The following is an 18,874-nucleotide window of genomic DNA, read 5'->3' as shown; positions in this document are numbered from 1 at the left end:
GCGCTACTGCGCGATCCCCGTCCGCTCCAGCACATCCCCCACCAGTTCCAGGCGGACCAGGGGGTTGTCCAGCTCCATCAGCCGCTGTTTCAGCTCCAGTGGCACTGGCAGCAGTTCGCACCATCGGTTCGCCACCCAGCCGCAATCGTTCAGTTGTGCTGCAGTGGGGGTGACCAAGTGGGGTATGTCTGGGTCGCGTACCTGCAGCGTGTGTAAGACCTGCGCCAGTGCAGTTGACGCCTTTTTGAGATCGTCCGGAACCGGCACTGTCAGATCCTGTTCGACGTGATCGACGTCAGCAATCCAGAGGCCGTGCTGCAGGTGATGGCGTTGAGTGATACGAAAACGCTGACTACCACGGCATAACAGGGTGATCAGTCCGGGCTGGGGTGTCTCCAATTGCTCGATGATGGCCAAGGTGCCGACGTCGTTGAAGCGTTCTTTCGGCGCGCCGGCCTGGCGCACTTCATGGCCTTGGGTGAGGGCGACCACGCCGAAGGGTGCACCTGCTTGATGGCACTTGCGCACCATGTCCAGATAGCGCACCTCAAACACCCGCAGGGCCAATACTCCGTCCGGGAACAGGACGGATCCCAGTGGGAAAAGCGGCAGGGACGACAAGGTGAGGGGTGGGGTCATGGGCGTGTGGGTGCCTTCGCCCGCTATCATCCCATGACACCGTTGGCTTTTGCTGTGTACCACTGTTTTTGTCACATCCATGCTCTATCAGATCGCCTCTTTCCTGCTTGATGTTGTTGGCGGCTTGCTGACTGGGGCCTGCCTCTTGCGGCTGTACATGCAGTGGCAGCGGGTGCCGTTCTCCAACCCGGTCGGTGGGTTGGTGTTTGCGTTGACCGACTGGCTGGTCATGCCGCTGCGACGGGTGATCCCCCCTGCTGGGCGTTGGGATGTGTCCAGTCTGGTGGCTGCGATGCTGGTGCAGCTGGTGCAGTACGCGTTGTTGACGTTGCTGCTCGGTGCGGGATCGGCATGGGCGTGGTTGCCCTGGCTGGCCTTGTTTGGGCTGCTGCGCGTGGCGGTCTCGGGGCTGATCGGCCTGCTGATTGTCTATGCCGTCCTGTCCTGGGTACAGGGTGGCCGTTCACCGCTGGCGGATGTGATCGCGCGCCTGTGTGAACCTGTGTTGCGTCCTTTTCGGCGCGTCATTCCGCTGATGGGCGGCTTCGACCTGTCGCCATTGGTGGCGCTGGTGGTGCTGCAGGTTGTGATGATTGTTCTGGGCCATTTGCAGGCCAGTGTGATGCGTTAAGCATCCCAAAGGCCCGATGCGCTAGCCAAATATGCTCTATTTGCTATTTAAAATATAGCAATGGCGTGGTGAGGCCTCACTCAGTCCCCTTTTCGGGGACCGGGTATTTACATCACCGCGTCAGCAGGGAGTCGTTGCAGCATGGCCAAACTGCTGGCCACGGTGTTGCGCAGTTCGCGGCGGTCGCAGATGAAGTCCACCGCGCCTTTGGTTTGCAGGAACTCTGCACGCTGGAAGCCCTCGGGCAGGGTCACACGCACGGTGGATTCGATCACGCGCGGGCCAGCAAAGCCGATCAGCGCCTTGGGCTCGGCAATCACGATGTCGCCCACAAAGGCAAAACCTGCGCTCACGCCACCCATGGTGGGATCGGTGAGCACACTGATGTAGGGCAGGCCCTTCTTGGCCAAGCGGGTGAGGGCGGCATTCGTCTTTGCCATCTGCATGAGCGACAGCAGGCCTTCTTGCATGCGCGCGCCGCCGGTGGCGGTAAAGCAGATGAAGGGTACTTTTTGCTCGATGGCGGTTTCCACGCCACGCACAAAGCGCTCGCCCACCACGGAGCCCATGGAGCCGCCCATGAAGTCGAACTCGAAGCACGCGGCCACCACGTTGATGCTCTTGACGGCACCGCCCATGACGATCAGTGCATCGGTCTCACCCGTGTTCTCCAGGGCCTCCTTCAGGCGCTCGGGGTATTTGCGGCTGTCCTTGAACTTGAGCGCGTCTACGGGCAGGACTTCCTGGCCGATTTCGTAGCGGCCTTCAGCATCCAGAAATGCGTCCAGTCGGGCGCGCGCACCGATGCGGTGGTGGTGGCTGCATTGGGGGCACACATTCTGGTTGTGCTCCAGATCGGCCTTGTAGAGCACCGTCTCGCAGCTCGGGCACTTGATCCACAGGCCTTCGGGCACCTGACGGCGCTCGGTGGGGTCGGTTTGCTGGATTTTGGCGGGCAGAAGTTTTTCGAGCCAGGACATGGTGTTCTCCTCTTCAGTGGCGCGACCTGCTACAAAGCCCGTAGGCGTTTGCGGGGCAGGCCGGGTGTGAATCTGTCGGCGCACCCCGAAGAATGCGCCGGGCTGCATTATGCGACTAGGCGTCCAGGGCCTTGCGGATGCCGCGCAGGAAGTCGATGGTCAGGGGCACCACCTTGGCGTGCTCCTGGTCTTCAATCAACTGGATGATGCGGCTGCCGATGACCACGGCATCGGCCACCTTGCCGATGGCCTGGGCGGTGGCGGCGTCGCGGATGCCGAAGCCCACACCCACCGGGATGGTCACGTGCTGGCGAATACGGGGCAGCATCTGCTCTACGGCCGCCGTGTCCAGCGCGCCTGAGCCGGTCACGCCCTTGAGCGATACGTAGTACACATAGCCGCTGGCCACGCGCGCCACCTGGGCCATGCGCTCGTCCGTGCTGGTAGGGGCCAGCAGGAAGATCAGGTCCATGCCGTGCGCACGCAGACTGTCGGCAAATGCTTCACATTCCTCGGGCGGGTAGTCCACGATGAGCACGCCGTCCACCCCCGCAGCGGCAGAGTCGCGCACAAACGCGCCGTCACCGTGCTTTTGGTCGTAGCGTTCCACGGGGTTGGCATAGCCCATCAACACCACGGGCGTCGTGCTGTTGCGCTTGCGGAACTCGCGCACATGGTCGAGCACCTGCACCATGCCAATGCCCAGGCTGAGGGCTTTCTCGCCCGCCTTCTGGATGACGGGGCCATCGGCCATGGGATCGGAGAAGGGCACGCCCAGCTCGATCACGTCGGCGCCAGCCTCGACCATGCCGTGCATGAGCGCGGGGGTGATGTCTGCGAACGGGAAACCGGCGGTCACATAAGGAATCAGCGCCTTGCGGCCCTGCGTCTGCAGGGCAGAGAAGGTGGATGCGATACGGCTCATTTATTTCACCACCTTGATGGGTTGCTCGCCGCCCTTGACGGACTGCCCCTGGCAGCTGGGTCGGCAGTAAAAATCGGCGCCACTGAGGTCGGCCACGGTGCCGATGTCCTTGTCACCCCGGCCCGATAGGTTGACCAGGATCGATTGGTCAGGGCGCATGGTCTTGGCCAGCTTCATGGCGTAAGCCACGGCATGACTGGATTCGAGCGCGGGGATGATGCCCTCGGTGCGGCACAGGTAGTGGAAGGCATCCAGCGCTTCCTTGTCGGTAATGCCGACGTATTCTGCACGCCCGATTTCCTGCAACCAGGCGTGCTCCGGGCCCACGCCGGGGTAGTCCAGACCCGCGCTGATGCTGTGGGTTTCGGTGATCTGGCCGTTGTCATCCTGCAGGATGAAGGTGCGGTTGCCGTGCAGTACTCCCGCGCTGCCTTTTTGCAGCGATGCTGAGTGTTTGCCCGACTCCAGGCCTTCGCCCGCTGCCTCCACGCCAATGAGACGCGTCTTTTCAAACGGAATGTAAGGGTGGAAGATGCCCATGGCGTTGCTGCCACCGCCCACGCAGGCGATCACGGCATCAGGCTGGCCGCCGAGCACCTTTTGCTCGGTCAGCATGGCGGGCATCTGCTCAATGCACTCCTTGCCGATCACGCTCTGGAAGTCGCGCACCATCATGGGGTAGGGGTGCGGGCCTGCCACGGTGCCGATGATGTAGAAAGTGTTGTCCACATTCGCCACCCAGTCGCGCATGGCGTCGTTCAGTGCATCTTTCAGGGTCTTGCTGCCAGATTCCACGGGCACCACGGTGGCGCCTAGCAGCTTCATGCGGTACACGTTGGGGCTTTGGCGCTTCACGTCCTCGGCGCCCATGTACACCACGCATTCAAGCCCATAGCGGGCGCAAATGGTGGCTGTGGCCACGCCGTGCTGGCCAGCACCGGTTTCGGCGATCACGCGGGGCTTACCCATGCGTTTTGCCAGCATGGCTTGGCCGATCACGTTGTTGATCTTGTGCGCGCCCGTGTGGTTCAGGTCTTCGCGCTTGAGATAAATCTGCGCGCCACCCATTTCGCGGCTGGTGCGCGCGGCATGGTAGATGGGCGAGGGGCGGCCCACGAAATGCTTGAGTTCGTAGTGGAATTCCGCCAGAAATTCAGGGTCGTTCTGGTAGCGCGCGTAGGCCTCGCGCAGCTCCTGGATGGCGTGGGTCAGGGTCTCGCTGACGAAGCTGCCACCATAGGGGCCAAAGTGGCCGGAAGCATCAGGTTGCTGATAGGAGCTCATGGGGATTCTTTGCAAGTTGGGCATCGGCCGCACGCACGGCGGCAACGAAGCGTTGGATTTTTTCGGCGTCCTTGATGCCTTTGATGGGCTTGCCATCGGGGCCGTCGGCTTCGACGCCGGAACTGACATCAACCGCCAGCGAGAGGCCTCGCGGGCGGACTTGCAAAATGCCATCGGTCACGTTTGCAGGCGTGAGTCCACCAGACAAAACGAGGTGAGAGCTGACGCTTGGTGGAAGGAGTGACCAATTGAATGCCTTGCCGCTGCCGCCAAAACCTTCGACATGGGCGTCGAGCAGGATGGCTTGGGCGTGAGAGTAATCGTGTGCGTATTTTACGAGGTCAAACTGTGCCGCTCCGTCGCCGAGGGGAATTCGTGCGGCACGCAGGTAGGGGCGGGCGCCCTGGTGGGTGGCAGCCAGACAATCCTGTGGTGTCTCATCACCATGAAATTGCACGGTAGCGCCGGCAATCATTGCGCTAGCTGCTATCACGTTAGGAGTGGATTCATTCACGAACAGCAGCACGGGCGTGACAAACGGCGGCAGGCGCTGTGCCAACTGCGCGGCCCGCTCAGCGGTGACCGCACGTGGGCTGGGGGCGTAGAGCACAAAGCCCACAGCGTCGGCGCCTGCGGCCACTGCTGCATCCACGTCCTCCTCTCGGGTCAGTCCGCAGATCTTGATGCGGGTGCGTAAGTTGGCAGACGCCTGGAAAGGGGCTTGGAGGCGTTGGCTGACGGTGGGGGCAGTTGTGATCGGTGTGGGGGCCTGGTTCATGGAAGCCAATCATACGCAGCCGTGCGCTGGGGTAGCCCCCAGGCGGCGTCGTAGACAGGCCCTTGAAAGTACAGCCCGTCTGGCGAAAACGTGGGCGCCGCTACCTTGCGGGACCGGGCGGCAAGCACCTGGGCCATCCACTCAGGAGACTGGGCGCCCTGGCCGATAGTGATCAGGCAGCCCATGATGTTGCGGATCATGTGGTGCAAGAAGGCGTTAGCCTCGAATTCGAACCGCCAATAGCAAGGGCTCCAGCCCAGCTCGGGGTGCGGTGTGGTCGCGCCCCGCCGCGCGATATCGATGCGTTGCAAGGTCTTGACGGGGGTCTTGGCCTGGCATGCAGAGGCACGGAACGAGGTGAAGTCATGTTCGCCGACCAGGTAGTCGGCCGCCTGTCGCATGGCGTCGTGGTCCAGCGGGTGAAACACCCAGCCCACCCGCCCGGCATCCACGCTGGGCCGTACTGGCGACTGCAGCAGTACATAGGCATAACGCCGGGCCACGGCGCTGGCACGTGCATGAAAGTTGTCTGGGACGGTCTGAGCCCATTGCACCGCAATGTCGGATGGCAGGAAGGTGTTGGTACCACGGACCCAGGACGCAGCAGGGCGGTCCAGCGGGGTGTCAAAGTGCACCACCTGCATCAGGCCATGTACACCCGCATCGGTCCGGCCCGCACAGAGGGTGCTGACCGGATGTGTAGCAAAGCGGCCCAGAGCCGCTTCGAGTTTGTCTTGAACGGTGTTGCCAGACAGCTGACTTTGCCAGCCACTGTAGGCTTGGCCGTTGTAACTGACACCCAACGCCACCCGGGTCACGGGGCGGCCTGGAGGGGTGCTGGGGCCTGAATCAGCGGAGGGGCCGAGCGGCATCAGCCCAGTTCGGCCAGCATGCGCTGGGCGCGGGTCTTGAGGGCGCCGCTGGACTCCGCCACGACCTCTTCAATCAGCGTGCGAGCTCCGTCGGTATCGCCAATGGCGTTGAACTCTTCCGCTAGCGCGAGCTTGGTGGCCAGCGGGTCGTCCTGCGCTGCGGCCGATCCATCATCAGTGAAATCCGGTGCGGGAGCCGCTGGGGCCTTGGCGGCGGGAGCTGCCATGGGCTTCGAGGGGGCGTTCAGGTCCAGCGACAGGTCGCCCAGATCAAACTCCATAGGGCCGGAGTCTTGGGGCTCGCCATGGAGTGGCATGGGGCCGGACGGCGCCATGGTCAGGTCGTCGCTGTTGGGGAAGTCCAGATTGGCCACTGGAGGCGGCGCCATCATGGGACTCGGAGCGGTTTCCTGACTGCTCCACGCGGCCGTGGGCTCGTCGGGGATGCTGGGCAGATCCAACTCGGGGCGCAGCGTCTGTGGTTCGCTGGCTTCACTGCGGTTGTTGGCCGCAGCAGCCGCAGCGGCCGCAGCAAAACCACCGGCTGCAGCAGGGGGGGCGTCCGTCAGCGCGTCATCGGGCAGGTCCAGATCCAGGTCGAGGTCCAAGTCTGGTGGCAGGGCTGCGGCAGGGCTGCCTGCACCAGTGAAGGTGCTGGGGAACCCGCCCGGTGGCACGGAAGGCGATTCATCCTCGGCCATTCCGGGGCGGCCGCCAGGTTGGTACAGGCGGTTTTCGGGCTCCAGGTCGCGCCCGAGTTCGGCAATGCGGTTCCAGTCAGGCCCTTCGCCCTGGGTCAGCTTGAACACTTCACCCGCGACGGCCTCCAGGGCTTTGCGGTCCTGGCGCTTGGCGTAGATTTCACCCAGCTTGACGTGCACCGAAACACGGCCTGGGTTGTGGCGCACGGCTTCTTTCAGGATTTCTTCGGCCTGGAGATCGCGGCCGTAGGCCAGATACACGTCGGCTTCTGCCACAGGGTCCACGTCGCCGCCAGCATCCAACTGGCTGGGTGAATACGCCATGGACGAGCCGGTGGTCATGTCACTGTTGGCGGTGTCTACACGCTGGCCGCCGCTGGCTCCGAAGAACGAGTCGGGTTGAATGCGACTTTCCAGGAAGGAGCTGTCCACCCCACCGTTCTGGCGACGGCGCTGGACCAGGCGGTAAGCGCCAAATCCGAGCAGGCCAGCAATCAGGATGCCGCCGCCGATGGGCAGCAGCGGGTCGTCCATGAGGGTGGACAAGAAACTGGGCTCCTCTACGGGGGTAGGAGCAGGATTGGGTGTGGGCGCTGGCTTGGGGGCAGGTGCTGGTGCAGACGCCTCTGTGGCGGGTACCGATGCGGCCACTTCGGCTGCCACTGCGGTGTCTGGCGGGGTGCTGGCTGCCGCTACGGGGGCGGATGCTGGGGCTTCGGGCGCAGGCGGCGCGCTCGGTGTTGCAGGAACGGCAGGGGCCTGCACGGTCACACCTGCAGGTGCGCTGGCCGCACTCGCGGCGGCGGGCGCAGGGCTGTTTCCGGCAGCTGCAGATGCTGCGCTCAGCTTGTTCAGGTCGGTGATGTTCTTGGACAACTCCGCCATCCGTGTGGCTGCTTCATTGGCCTGTTTGTCCTTGGCGACCTGTTCTTCGGCCGCCTTCTGACCCTTGACAGCCCCCTTGGACAGGGTCAGCTTGTCGGGTGCCGCAGTCGCGGGTTTTTTGTCTTCGACGCGCGTCTGGACGGTGCCAGAGGCAGAGCGCTGCGCCGCTGCCACTTCAGTCGAAGGGGCTGCACCCGCGAGCTTGCGGCGGAAGTCGTTGAAGTCCCGGGCCTGCGCGGCCAGGATCTGACGTGCCTCGGGGGCTGGGGTGGCTTGCGCCGTGCCTTGGTCGGGCATCTGCAGCACAGCACCAGCCTTCAGGCGGTTGACGTTGCCCTGGATGAACGCGTCCGGGTTGGCGCGCATCATGGCGACCAGCATCTGATCGAGTGAGACGCCTGCCGGCTTGTAAGCGTTCGCAAGTCGACCGGCGGTATCTCCTGCCTGCACTGTGACGCCATCTGCGGGTGCGGGGCGTGGAGCCGCAGCGCGAGGTGCGGCTGGAGCGGCGGCCGGCTCGCTGGCGCGGGCTGTTGCAGCAGGTCGCGTCGCAGGCACCTGGGGCGCCGCTGGTGCAGAAATCTGGGGGGCTGCTGTGACGGCAGGCGCTGTACGGCGCATGCTTGGTGGGTCAAACAGCATGGTGTAGCTGCGAACGAGGCGGCCCGAGCCCCAGTTGGCATCCAGCACCAGGTCCAGGAAGGGCTCGTTCACAGGCCGGTCGCTTGACAGGCGCAACACGGCGGTGCCGTCGGCTCGGCGCTGCAGCTGAATCTGCAGGTTGTTCATGGTCTGCGTGTATTCCATGCCCTGGGCACGGAAGACCTCAGGTGTGGCCGTAGTGGCACGCAGCGAGTCCGCTTCGGCGGGGGTGATCTGTGGCAGATCGATTTCAGCGCGCAGCGGCTCGCCCAAGGCAGACTGCACGGTGATGCGGCCCAGTGCCAGCGCAGACGCGTCGCTGGTGTAGAAACCAGCGCAAGCCACGGCCGCAGCCGCCAGGACAGAAAATTTCCAACGATGCATGTTTGCCAACAACTGATTAGGATTTTTTGCGGCTCGGACGAGCGGTGCTTTTGTTCTCATGGTCTGATCCCCGCCCCGGCGCGTGAAAATATGTAAAAAGCACCATAGCATCAATGTTTTGCACTGACAAGCTGAGGTGGCTCCGAAGCTTTGAGTGGGGTCCTGGCGCCCCAAATTGGGGTGTGCAGATGTTGCCAATTGCCAACGCCACGTAACCGAGTGTGTCGATGTCTCAGGCGCAAAAAAGCGCGCGCAAGAGGGCTTGCGCGCGCTTATGGGGTGGGGCGTTCAGGCGTTGAGCAGGATGCGCAGCATGCGGCGCAGTGGCTCTGCGGCCCCCCACAGCAGCTGGTCGCCGATGGTGAAGGCGCCGACGTACTCAGGTCCCATGGCCAGCTTGCGGATACGACCCACAGGGATGGTCATGGTGCCGGTCACGGCCACGGGGGTCAGGTCCTTGATGGTGGCTTCGCGGGTGTTGGGTACCACTTTCACCCACTCGTTGTCGGCTGCGATCATGGCCTCGAGGTCGGCCACGGGCACGTCCTTCTTGAGCTTGAAGGTCAGGGCCTGGCTGTGGCAGCGCATGGCACCCACGCGCACGCAGAAGCCGTCCACGGGAATGGCCGCAGAGCTGAAGCCCTCGCCCAGCCCAAGGATCTTGTTGGTTTCGGCCATGCCCTTCCATTCTTCCTTGGATTGGCCGTTGCCCAGGTCCTTGTCGATCCAGGGGATCAATGAGCCGCCCAGAGGCACGCCGAAGTTGGCGGTTTCGGCACCGGTCAGGGCGCGCTGCTTGGCGATGACTTTGCGGTCGATTTCCAGAATGGCGCTCTTGGGGTCGTCGAGCAGGGCCTTCACTTCGGCGTTGAGCGTGCCGTATTGGGTTAGCAATTCGCGCATGTGCTGCGCGCCGCCGCCCGATGCAGCCTGGTAGGTCTGGGTGCTCATCCACTCGACCAGACCGGCCTTGTACAGCGCGCCCACGCCCATCAGCATGCAGCTCACGGTGCAGTTGCCGCCCACCCAGTTCTTGCCGCCGTTGGCCAGCGCGTCCTTGATGACGGGCATGTTGACGGGGTCAAGGATGATGACCGCGTCTTTTTCCATGCGCAGGGTGGAAGCGGCGTCAATCCAGTGGCCGTTCCAGCCCGCAGTGCGCAGCTTGGGGAAGACTTCAGTGGTGTAGTCGCCGCCTTGTGCGGTGATGATGATGTCGCAGCGCTTCAAGGCGTCGATGTTGAAGGCGTCTTGCAGTGTGGTTTCGTTCTTGGCCTGCGTGGGGGCTTTGCCGCCTGCGTTGGATGTCGAGAAGAACAACGGCTCAATCAGGTCGAAGTCTTTTTCCTCGACCATGCGGTCCATCAACACCGAGCCGACCATGCCGCGCCAGCCGACCAAACCTACCAACTTGCTCATTTCAACGCCCCTTTCAGATTTAGAAACAGTGCCAGACCAGACTGTTTGCCCCGGCTCGTCTGGCCGGGAGAGGGCGCACGACGGTACCGGAGCTGGATCAGCCCTTAATAATGGTCGTGGTTTTGGTGGTGATTGCGCGCGCGGCCACGCCTGCCAGGGCGGCAGTAGCGGTGTTCAGGTTGAACGGGCGGGCGGCAAACATGCGATCGATTGTACTGGATCGTGGCTTGCACGGGGCTTGCACGGGGCTTGCAGCGTTGCGGGAACGCCATGGTCCGCTTTGCAACAGTGCCACTGGAGGGCTGGATGGGTGTGCGAGTCGGTCCACGCCCATAAAAAAAGGCGATCACAGAGGATCGCCTTTTGTGGATGCCACGCGCCGCCGCTGTGGAAGGCTCGAAGGGCTGGGGGGGGTTACGCCTTCAGCGCCTTCACCACGGCGTCGCCCATCTGCGCCGTGCCCACCTTGGTCGTGCCTTCGCTGTAGATGTCGGGCGTGCGCAGGCCTTGGGCCAGCACCTTTTGCACGGCGGCTTCGATGCGCTGGGCGGCGGCTTCCTGGTTCAGGCTGAAGCGCAGCATCATCGCTGCCGAGAGGATGGTGGCCAGCGGGTTGGCCACGCCCTTGCCGGCGATGTCGGGGGCGCTGCCGTGGCTGGGCTCGTACAGGCCCTGGTTGCTGCTGTTGAGCGAGGCCGAGGGAAGCATGCCGATGGAGCCGGTGAGCATGGAGGCTTCGTCGCTCAGGATGTCGCCGAACATGTTGCCCGTGACCACCACGTCAAACGCCTTGGGGGCCTTGACCAGTTGCATGGCCGCGTTGTCCACGTACATGTGCTGGAGTTCCACGTCTGGGTACTGCTGGCCCACCTCGGTCATGACGTCCTTCCAGAACTGGAAGGTTTCCAGCACGTTGGCCTTGTCCACGCTGGTGACCTTCTTGTTGCGCTTGCGCGCGGCCTGGAAGGCGACGTGGGCGATGCGCTCGATCTCGGGGCGGCTGTAGCGCATGGTGTCAAACGCTTCTTCGGCGCCTGGGAAGTGGCCGTCAGTGGCCACGCGGCGGCCGCGCGGCTGGCCGAAGTAGATGTCGCCCGTCAGCTCGCGGATGATGAGGATATCGAGGCCCGCAATCAGCTCGGGCTTGAGGCTCGATGCGCCTACCAGTTGCTCGTAGCAGATGGCGGGGCGGAAGTTGGCGAACAGGCCCAGGTTCTTGCGCAGGCCCAGGATGGCTTGCTCGGGGCGCAGGGGGCGGTCGAGCTTGTCGTACTTCCAGTCGCCCACAGCGCCGAACAGGATGGCGTCGGCTTCCTTGGCGAGCTTGAGTGTGGACTCGGGCAGTGGGTGGCCGTGGGCGTCATACGCCACGCCGCCCACCAGGGCGGATTCCATCTCGAATGGGAGTTCCAGGGCCTCCAGAACCTTGACGGCTTCAGAGACGATTTCGGTGCCAATGCCGTCACCCGGCAGAACTGCGATTTTCATTGAATTTGCTTTGTTTTTGATAGCTGCTAGCGCTTATGAGTAAAGCGCTAGAGGCCAGTCTGACTGATATTTTGGATGCTCGTCCCGTCTCACGACACCATGGTGTGCGCCAGCCAGGGCTTGGTCGCCAGCCGCTGGGCTTCAAAGGCCTTGATCTTGTCGGACTGGCGCAGGGTCAGGCCGATGTCGTCAAACCCGTTGAGCAGGCAGTACTTGCGAAACGCCTGCACGTCGAACGGGATCTCTTCGCCTTGGGGGCGCACGATGACTTGGCGCTCCAGGTCGATGGTGAGCTGGTAGCCTGGGAAGGCCAGCACTTCGTCGAACAACTGGGCCACTGTGGCGTCAGGCAGCACGATGGGCAGCAGGCCGTTCTTGAAGCAGTTGTTGAAGAAGATGTCGGCAAAGCTGGGCGCGATGATGGCGCGAAAGCCGAACTGATCCAAGGCCCAGGGCGCGTGCTCGCGGCTGGAGCCGCAGCCGAAGTTCTTGCGTGCGATCAGGATGCTGGCGCCTTGGTAACGCGGCTGGTTGAGCACGAAGTCGGGGTTGGGCTTGCGGCTGGTGGGGTCCTGGCCCGGCTCGCCGTGGTCCAGGTAGCGCCATTCGTCAAACAGGTTCACCCCAAAGCCGGTCTTCTTGATCGACTTGAGGAACTGCTTGGGAATGATCGCGTCGGTATCGACGTTCTCGCGGTCCATGGGGGCCACAAGGCCCTTGAGCAAGGTGAATTTTTGCATGGCGGTATTAGTTACTTGGCGGCCCGCTCGATGGCGCTGCCTGCTTTGCCAATGTCCTGGCCCACACCCTTGACGGTATTGCAGCCAGCCAGCACAAAGGCCAGGGACAGGGCGATGAGGGTGGCGGTCTTTTTCATGACAAGGCTCCTTCAGGCGGTTGGGGCAGTAGAGAGGACAACGGGCGGATGATGGGATGAGCGTTCGGCTCAGGAAAACTGGCGGATGTCCACGAAGTGGCCATGCACGGCAGCAGCTGCAGCCATGGCGGGGCTCACCAGGTGTGTGCGACCACCAGCACCCTGGCGGCCTTCAAAATTGCGGTTGCTGGTGGAGGCGCAGCGCTCACCGGGCTCCAGGCGGTCGGCGTTCATGGCCAGGCACATGCTGCAGCCGGGCTCGCGCCATTCAAAGCCTGCGGCCTTGAAGATCTGGTCCAGGCCTTCGCGCTCGGCCTGCTCTTTGACGAGGCCCGAGCCAGGCACGACAATGGCCAGCTTCACATTGCTGGCCACCTTGCGGCCCAGGTTCTTGACCACGGCGGCGGCCTCGCGCATGTCTTCGATGCGGCTGTTGGTGCAAGAGCCGATGAACACCTTGTCGATGGTGATGTCGTTGATCGGCTTGCCGGGCTGCAGGCCCATGTAGGTCAGGGCGCGTTCGATAGCGCCGCGCTTGTTGGCGTCCTTTTCCTTGTCCGGGTCGGGCACGCGGGCGTCAATGCCCAGCACCATTTCGGGCGAGGTGCCCCAGGTCACTTGCGGCTGGATGTCGGCCGCGTCGAGCTTGACGACGGTGTCGAACGTGGCGTCGGCATCCGAATGCAGCGTCTTCCAGTAAGCCACAGCCTGGTCCCACTCCACGCCCGTGGGCGACAGGGGGCGGCCCTTGACGTATTCAATAGTCTTGTCGTCCACCGCCACCAGGCCTGCGCGTGCGCCGCCTTCGATGGCCATGTTGCACACGGTCATGCGGCCTTCCATGCTCATTGCGCGGAAGACGGAGCCTGCAAATTCGATGGTGTAGCCCGTGCCACCCGCAGTGCCGATCTTGCCGATGATGGCCAGCACCACGTCCTTGGGCGTGACGCCCTTGGCCAGCGTGCCGTCCACTTGCACCAGCATGTTCTTGGCCTTCTTGGCCAGCAGGGTTTGCGTGGCCATCACGTGCTCGACCTCGGAGGTGCCGATGCCGTGGGCCAGTGCGCCAAACGCGCCGTGCGTGCTGGTGTGGCTGTCGCCGCACACCACGGTCATGCCGGGCAGGGTGGCGCCGTTTTCAGGGCCGATCACGTGAACGATGCCTTGGCGCTTGTGCATGAAGGGGAAGAACGCTGCCGGTGTGATCTGCGCGATGTTGTCGTTCAGCGTGGTGATCTGTTCCTTGCTGATCGGATCGGTGATGCCGTCGTAGCCGTTTTCCCAACCCGTGGTGGGCGTGTTGTGGTCGGCGGTGGCCACGATAGAGCTCATGCGCCAGACCTTGCGGCCCGCCTCGCGGAGGCCTTCGAACGCCTGGGGGCTGGTGACTTCGTGCACCAGATGGCGGTCGATGTAGAGGATGGAGGTGCCGTCCTCTTCGGTGTGGACGACATGCTCGTCCCAGATCTTGTCGTACAGGGTGCGTCCCATGGCGTGGCTTTCTTTCTGCTTTCAGGTGGGTGATTGGATTTTAGTGTCGGGGTCTGGCCGGGGTGCCAGGTGCTCGACCAGCAGTCGTGCGGTGACAGGCAGGGCGTCAAAGTCGCGGGCGACCACCCGCAGTTCGCGGTGGGCCCAGGCATCGGTCAGCGGAATGGCTTGCAGGTTGCCCACGCCGCGCATCAGTTCAAACGCCCGGTCGGGCAGCAGGCCCACGCCCAGGCCGTTGTCGATCATGCGGCACATGGCATCGAGCCCCGTGACCTGGATGCGCTGGCGCAGCGGGCGCCCGGCAGCAGCGGCAGCGGCGCGCATGGCCAGGCTGATGCTGCTGTTGGCATGCAGGCCCACGATGTCCCAGTCCAGGACGTCTTCAAAATTAATAGCATCCAGCGCAGATAAATCATGCGCTCGAGGCACAACCAGCACCAAATTGTCGGCGCGGTAGGGGCGGCTTTGCAGCTCCAGGGCTCCGCCCCCATTCGCCATGCCGATGTTGCAGATGCCCAGGTCGGCGGCTCCCTCTTGCACGGCGTGCACCACATCGCTGGAGAGGTGCTCCTGCAGGTCGATCTTGATCTGGCTGTGCTCGCGCGCAAAGGCGCCCAGATCTTCGGGCAGAAACTGGAAGATGGCGGAGATGTTGGCGTGCATGCGGACATGGCCGCGTACGCCATCGGCGTATTCGCTCAGTTCGCCCTGCATGCGCTCCAGCCCGAACAGCACGGTGCGCGCGTGGTGCAGCAGGCTCTCGCCTGCGGGTGTAAGGGTGACGCCCCGGCTGTGGCGGTAGAGAAGTGCGGTGTCCACCGCAGTTTCCAGGTCCGACAGGCGCTTGCTGACGGCCGATGCCGCAATGAATTCGCGCTCGGCCGCACGGCCGATGCTGCCGAGCTCGCACACCGCCACAAACAGTTGCAGCGAGGTGAGGTCGATACGGCGCGCAAAACTGCGCTCGGAGCTTTTCATGGGGTTTGGGCTTCTCGAAATGAGAAGATTCCCTATTTTCCCCGCATTACTGCCGCTTTGACATCGCGATATGCGATGGCGGCGCTGCCCTTCTGCGCGAGGGTAGAACCGCTGAGGCCCAAAACGCTACCGTGGCTCAGGCGGTGCAGGTGCTACCGTGTTCTGGCACAGTGGCACGCCAGCGAAGCTCATGCTCAATGCGCTGGCGCAGCAGGTCCGAGGCGCCCATTTCGCCGTGCACCACATACACCTGGTCTGGCGCGTGGCCCATGCTGCGCAGCCAGGCGATGAGCTGGTTGCCATCAGCGTGGGCTGACGCAGAGGACAGCCGCACCACCTCGGCGCGCACGGCCACGTCCTGTCCGTGGATGCGGATGGTCTTTTCGCCCTCTGCCAACCGCGCACCACGGGTGCCCGGGGCCTGGTGACCGGTCAGGATGATCATGTTGCGGTGGTCGCCCGCGTGCAGTGCCAGGTGGTGCAGCACGCGCCCCCCGGTGGCCATGCCGCTGGCCGACAGGATGACCATGGGGCCATGCAGCTTGGCCAGCCCCTTGGATTGCTCGGGCGTCTGGATCATGGTCGCACCATGCTCCAGCGCCTGCACCTCGCGGCCGTTCAGGCGGTGTTCCTGCATGTGGTGCTGGAACAGCCCCGTGGTACTGACGGCCATGGGGCTGTCCAGAAACACCTTGAGCGATGCGGGCACCACACCCTGTGCCTTGAGCAGGCCAATCGCGTGCAGCACCACCTGTGCACGCCCCACGGCAAACACCGGCACTACGGCAATGCCGCCACGCGCTGCCAGGCGCTGCAGTGCCGGGCCCAGTTCGTCGAGCAAGCCTTCGGGTGGGTGCTCGCGGTCGCCGTAGGTGGACTCGATGAGCACCGTGTCGGCCTGGGGTGGTGCGTCGGGCGGGTTCATGAGCAGGTCATCGGGCCGGCCCAGGTCGCCCGAGAAAAGAATGCGTCGGCCTCCCACCTCCAGCAGCACGCTGGCGGCGCCCAGGATGTGGCCTGCAGGCGAAAACGTCACGCGCCAGCCGGGCAGGGGCTCGAAAGCCTTGTGAAATGGGTGGCTCTGGAACTGCTTGAGGCAGTGCAGTGCGTCGAGCCGGGTGTACAGGGGCAGTGCGGGGCTGTGGCTGCTGAGCTGGTGGCGGTTGAGGAATGCGGCGTCCTCCTCTTGCAGGTGCCCGCTGTCGGGCAGCAGGATGGTGCACAGGTCACGCGTGCCCGGGGTGCAGTGGATGGCATGGGTGTAGCCGTCGCGCGCCAGCAGGGGCAGGTAGCCGCTGTGGTCCAGATGGGCGTGGGTCAACACCAAGGCGTCGATCTGGTGCGGTGTGACGGGCAGGGGCTGCCAGTTGCGCAGGCGCAGTTGCTTGTAGCCCTGGAACAGGCCGCAATCGACCAGCAGGCTTTCGCCGTTGCAGCGCACCAGGTACTTGGAGCCGGTGACGGTGCCAGAGCCGCCCAGAAAGGTGATGTTGACGTTCATACCGATGCTCCTTGTCCCCATTCTTGCCCTGATTGCGGCCCTCAGGCCGACTGGTGGGCTTTGATGCTACTGCGCAGATCGGCCAGGGCTGCGGCTGGTGGGCGGATTCTTGCCTCAGATCAAGAAATTACCGCTGGCAATGTTTTTCTGTTGCAAATCCCCCGGCCGTACTACAGTGGGCAACCCATCTCCTGATGCCCCGTTCTGGCGGGACCTTTATCCCAAAGGTCAAGGTATGCAACCCAGGTATTCCCGTCACGCGCACAGCGCCTTGCTGGCAGCAGTTTTGCTGACGGGCGGGCCGCAGGTGCGCGCGCAGGCCCTGGACGATCCGCCCGAATGGGCTGACGAGCCTCCTGTGCTGTCGCGATGGCTCGAAGAGGGCTATGACGCCGAAGTGCGGCGCCAGCCGCACCGGGCCGCACAGCGGTACTGCGATGCCGCTCGTTATGGCAGTGTGGAGGCGCAGTACCGCCTGGGCAGCCTGCTGATGAGGGGGCGCGATGTGGTGCCCGACCCAGCAGCAGCCGCCACCTTGCTGGCCCTGGCCGCCCAACGAGGGCACGAAAAGGCGCGCGGCCTCTCCGAGGGGCTGGTGCTGGGCGACCGCCTGCCGGACTGCCTGACCACGGGCGAGGCGCCCCGGCTGGAGGTGCGCGATTCTGCTCAGGAGGTCGTGCCCCAGGAGGTGGTGGACCGCTATGTCAGCAACCTGCCCGACGACAAGCGCCGTCACGCTGAATTGGTGCAGCGGCTCGCGCCTCGTTTCGAGGTGGACCCGCGCCTGGCGCTGGCCATTGTGCGGTCTGAGTCCAACTTTCAGGCGCGGGCGCTGTCGCCCAGGAACGCGCAGGGGCTGATGCAGCTCATCCCCGAGACGGCAGAGCGTTTTGGCGTGCGCGACGTATGGAACCCCGAGCAGAACGTGCGCGGGGGGCTGACCTACCTGCGCTGGTTGTTGGACCGTTTTGGGGGCGATGTGGCACTGGCTTCGGCTGCCTACAACGCGGGCGAGAAAGCGGTAGAACGTCATGGCGGTGTGCCGCCCTACAGCGAGACCAGGGAATACGTGCGCCGCATCCTCGGCTTTTATCGCGCGCCCCAGCACGAGCGGCCGGGCAAGTCCACAGGGCTGGTCCTGCAGCCTGCAGTGCGTATGAAAAAACCGCCCGGGCCATGAAGCTGCGGGCGGTTTTCGCTGAGGGCAGTGGCGGCTGGATCAGCTGAAGAAGTTCTTCAACCGGTCCGTCCAGCTCTCGCCGCTGGGCGAATGGCGCGCTCCGCCCTTCTTGAGGGAATCTTCCAGTTCACGCAGCAGCTTGCGCTGGTGTTCGGTGAGCTTGACGGGCGTCTCGACCGCAATGTGGCAGTACAGGTCACCGGGGTAGCTGGCGCGCACGCCCTTGATGCCCTTGCCGCGCAAGCGGAACTGCTTGCCGGCCTGGGTACCTTCAGGGATGTCGATGGCCGCCTTGCCTTGCAGCGTGGGAACCTCGATCTCGCCGCCCAGCGCTGCCGTGATGAAGCTCACGGGTACCTGGCAGTGCAGGTCGTCGCCATCGCGCTCGAAGATGTCGTGTTTCTTCAACCGGATCTCGATGTACAGGTCGCCCGGTGGGCCGCCGTTGGTGCCGGGTTCGCCGTTGCCGGTGCTACGAATGCGCATGCCGTCGTCGATGCCCGCAGGAATCTTCACTTCCAACGTCTTTTGCTTCTTGAGCTTGCCTTGGCCATGGCAGGTCGTGCAAGGCTCCGGAATGATCTTGCCCGTGCCGCGGCAGTGGGGGCAGGTCTGCTGCACGCTGAAGAAGCCCTGGCGCATCTGCACGGTGCCCGCACCCTGGCAGGTGCCGCAGGTCTTGGCACTGGTGCCGGGCTTGGCGCCACTGCCATGGCAGGTGTCGCAGGTGTCCCAGGACGGGATGCGGATCTGCGCGTCTTTGCCACGGGCTGCTTCTTCGAGCGTGATCTCCATGGCGTAGCTGAGGTCGCTGCCACGGTAGACCTGGCGTCCACCGGCGCCGCGCCCGCGCCCGCCTTGTTGGCCGAACATGTCGCCGAAGATGTCGCCGAAAGCTTCTGCAAAACCGCCAAACCCTTCCGCGCCCGCGCCCCCAGGGCCACGCATGTTGGGGTCTACCCCGGCGTGGCCATACTGGTCGTAGGCAGCGCGCTTTTGTGGGTCGGAGAGCATCTCGTAGGCCTCTTTGGCCTCCTTGAATTTCTCTTCGGCAGGCTTGGCCGCATCGCCCTGATTGCGGTCAGGGTGGTGCTTCATCGCCAGCTTGCGATAGGCCTTCTTGATTTCTTCGTCCGAGGCGTTTTTGGGAACGCCCAGGATTTCGTAAAAGTCTCGTTTGGACATAGTGATTCAGAACCCGGTTGGAACAGGAACGCCG

General features: G+C 63.9%; 17 protein-coding genes. 2 read left to right on the top strand and 15 right to left on the bottom strand.

Annotated elements, in window-relative coordinates; translation table 11 throughout:
• Window positions 1-3 precede the first annotated feature (3 nt).
• Window positions 4-639 carry an LON peptidase substrate-binding domain-containing protein gene (locus ISS20_RS00385; protein WP_291432702.1) on the bottom strand — a complete coding sequence of 212 codons (636 nt, stop codon included), beginning with the start codon at window positions 637-639 and terminating at the stop codon, window positions 4-6.
• A 79-nt stretch (window positions 640-718) separates the two neighbouring features.
• Here ISS20_RS00385 and ISS20_RS00380 point away from each other — a divergent pair, with 79 nt between their 5' ends.
• Window positions 719-1,270 (top strand): YggT family protein, encoded by a 552-nt coding sequence (locus tag ISS20_RS00380; protein ID WP_291432701.1) that lies wholly within the window; start codon window positions 719-721, stop codon window positions 1,268-1,270.
• A 107-nt stretch (window positions 1,271-1,377) separates the two neighbouring features.
• Here the strand turns inward: ISS20_RS00380 and accD are convergent, their stop codons facing one another.
• From accD to ISS20_RS00315, 13 genes are all read right to left on the bottom strand, one after another.
• Window positions 1,378-2,250, bottom strand: a complete 873-nt coding sequence (gene accD, locus ISS20_RS00375) for an acetyl-CoA carboxylase, carboxyltransferase subunit beta (RefSeq protein WP_291432700.1) — start codon at window positions 2,248-2,250, stop codon at window positions 1,378-1,380.
• A gap of 115 nt (window positions 2,251-2,365) precedes the next feature.
• Window positions 2,366-3,175 (bottom strand): tryptophan synthase subunit alpha, encoded by an 810-nt coding sequence (trpA, locus tag ISS20_RS00370; RefSeq protein ID WP_291432699.1) that lies wholly within the window; start codon window positions 3,173-3,175, stop codon window positions 2,366-2,368.
• On the bottom strand, window positions 3,176-4,459 hold the full coding sequence (gene trpB, locus ISS20_RS00365; RefSeq protein WP_291432698.1) for a tryptophan synthase subunit beta: 1,284 nt from the start codon (window positions 4,457-4,459) through the stop codon (window positions 3,176-3,178).
• Window positions 4,437-5,237: a phosphoribosylanthranilate isomerase gene (locus ISS20_RS00360; RefSeq protein ID WP_291432697.1), complete on the bottom strand. Its 801-nt coding sequence runs from the start codon at window positions 5,235-5,237 to the stop codon at window positions 4,437-4,439. The genes trpB and ISS20_RS00360 overlap by 23 nt, the downstream gene beginning before the upstream one ends.
• Window positions 5,234-6,109 carry a tRNA pseudouridine(38-40) synthase TruA gene (gene truA / locus ISS20_RS00355; RefSeq protein WP_291432696.1) on the bottom strand — a complete coding sequence of 292 codons (876 nt, stop codon included), beginning with the start codon at window positions 6,107-6,109 and terminating at the stop codon, window positions 5,234-5,236. The genes ISS20_RS00360 and truA overlap by 4 nt, the downstream gene beginning before the upstream one ends.
• Window positions 6,109-8,721 (bottom strand): FimV/HubP family polar landmark protein, encoded by a 2,613-nt coding sequence (locus ISS20_RS00350; protein ID WP_291432695.1) that lies wholly within the window; start codon window positions 8,719-8,721, stop codon window positions 6,109-6,111. Before ISS20_RS00350 ends, truA begins: the two co-directional genes overlap by 1 nt.
• Window positions 8,722-9,009: 288 nt before the next feature.
• Window positions 9,010-10,140: an aspartate-semialdehyde dehydrogenase gene (asd, locus tag ISS20_RS00345; RefSeq protein ID WP_291432694.1), complete on the bottom strand. Its 1,131-nt coding sequence runs from the start codon at window positions 10,138-10,140 to the stop codon at window positions 9,010-9,012.
• A 414-nt stretch (window positions 10,141-10,554) separates the two neighbouring features.
• Entirely contained in the window at window positions 10,555-11,628 is a 1,074-nt protein-coding gene (leuB, locus tag ISS20_RS00340) for a 3-isopropylmalate dehydrogenase (RefSeq protein ID WP_291432693.1), read from the bottom strand.
• An 89-nt stretch (window positions 11,629-11,717) separates the two neighbouring features.
• Complete coding sequence (leuD, locus tag ISS20_RS00335; protein WP_291432692.1) at window positions 11,718-12,368, bottom strand: 3-isopropylmalate dehydratase small subunit; 651 nt, start codon at window positions 12,366-12,368, stop codon at window positions 11,718-11,720.
• Between the two features lie 11 nt (window positions 12,369-12,379).
• Window positions 12,380-12,505, bottom strand: a complete 126-nt coding sequence (locus tag ISS20_RS00330) for an entericidin A/B family lipoprotein (protein ID WP_005795904.1) — start codon at window positions 12,503-12,505, stop codon at window positions 12,380-12,382.
• A 69-nt stretch (window positions 12,506-12,574) separates the two neighbouring features.
• Window positions 12,575-13,996, bottom strand: a complete 1,422-nt coding sequence (leuC, locus tag ISS20_RS00325) for a 3-isopropylmalate dehydratase large subunit (protein WP_291432691.1) — start codon at window positions 13,994-13,996, stop codon at window positions 12,575-12,577.
• A gap of 21 nt (window positions 13,997-14,017) precedes the next feature.
• Complete coding sequence (locus ISS20_RS00320) at window positions 14,018-14,974, bottom strand: LysR family transcriptional regulator (protein ID WP_291432690.1); 957 nt, start codon at window positions 14,972-14,974, stop codon at window positions 14,018-14,020.
• 136 nt (window positions 14,975-15,110) lie between these two features.
• The gene (locus ISS20_RS00315; RefSeq protein ID WP_291432689.1) at window positions 15,111-16,475 is read right to left on the bottom strand and encodes an MBL fold metallo-hydrolase; all 1,365 of its coding nucleotides are present in this window, start codon (window positions 16,473-16,475) and stop codon (window positions 15,111-15,113) included.
• 235 nt (window positions 16,476-16,710) lie between these two features.
• On the opposite strand from ISS20_RS00315, the gene ISS20_RS00310 reads away from it, so the two are divergent.
• Window positions 16,711-17,655, top strand: a complete 945-nt coding sequence (locus tag ISS20_RS00310; protein WP_291432688.1) for a lytic transglycosylase domain-containing protein — start codon at window positions 16,711-16,713, stop codon at window positions 17,653-17,655.
• Window positions 17,656-17,694: 39 nt separating this feature from the next.
• On the opposite strand, the gene dnaJ is transcribed toward ISS20_RS00310, so the two are convergent.
• Window positions 17,695-18,840 carry a molecular chaperone DnaJ gene (dnaJ, locus tag ISS20_RS00305; RefSeq protein WP_056061470.1) on the bottom strand — a complete coding sequence of 382 codons (1,146 nt, stop codon included), beginning with the start codon at window positions 18,838-18,840 and terminating at the stop codon, window positions 17,695-17,697.
• Window positions 18,841-18,874: the final 34 nt, after the last annotated feature.

The organism is Acidovorax sp., from assembly GCF_016783915.1.
Lineage (GTDB): Bacteria > Pseudomonadota > Gammaproteobacteria > Burkholderiales > Burkholderiaceae_C > Acidovorax.
This window is presented reverse-complemented; position numbering and strand designations above follow the sequence as displayed.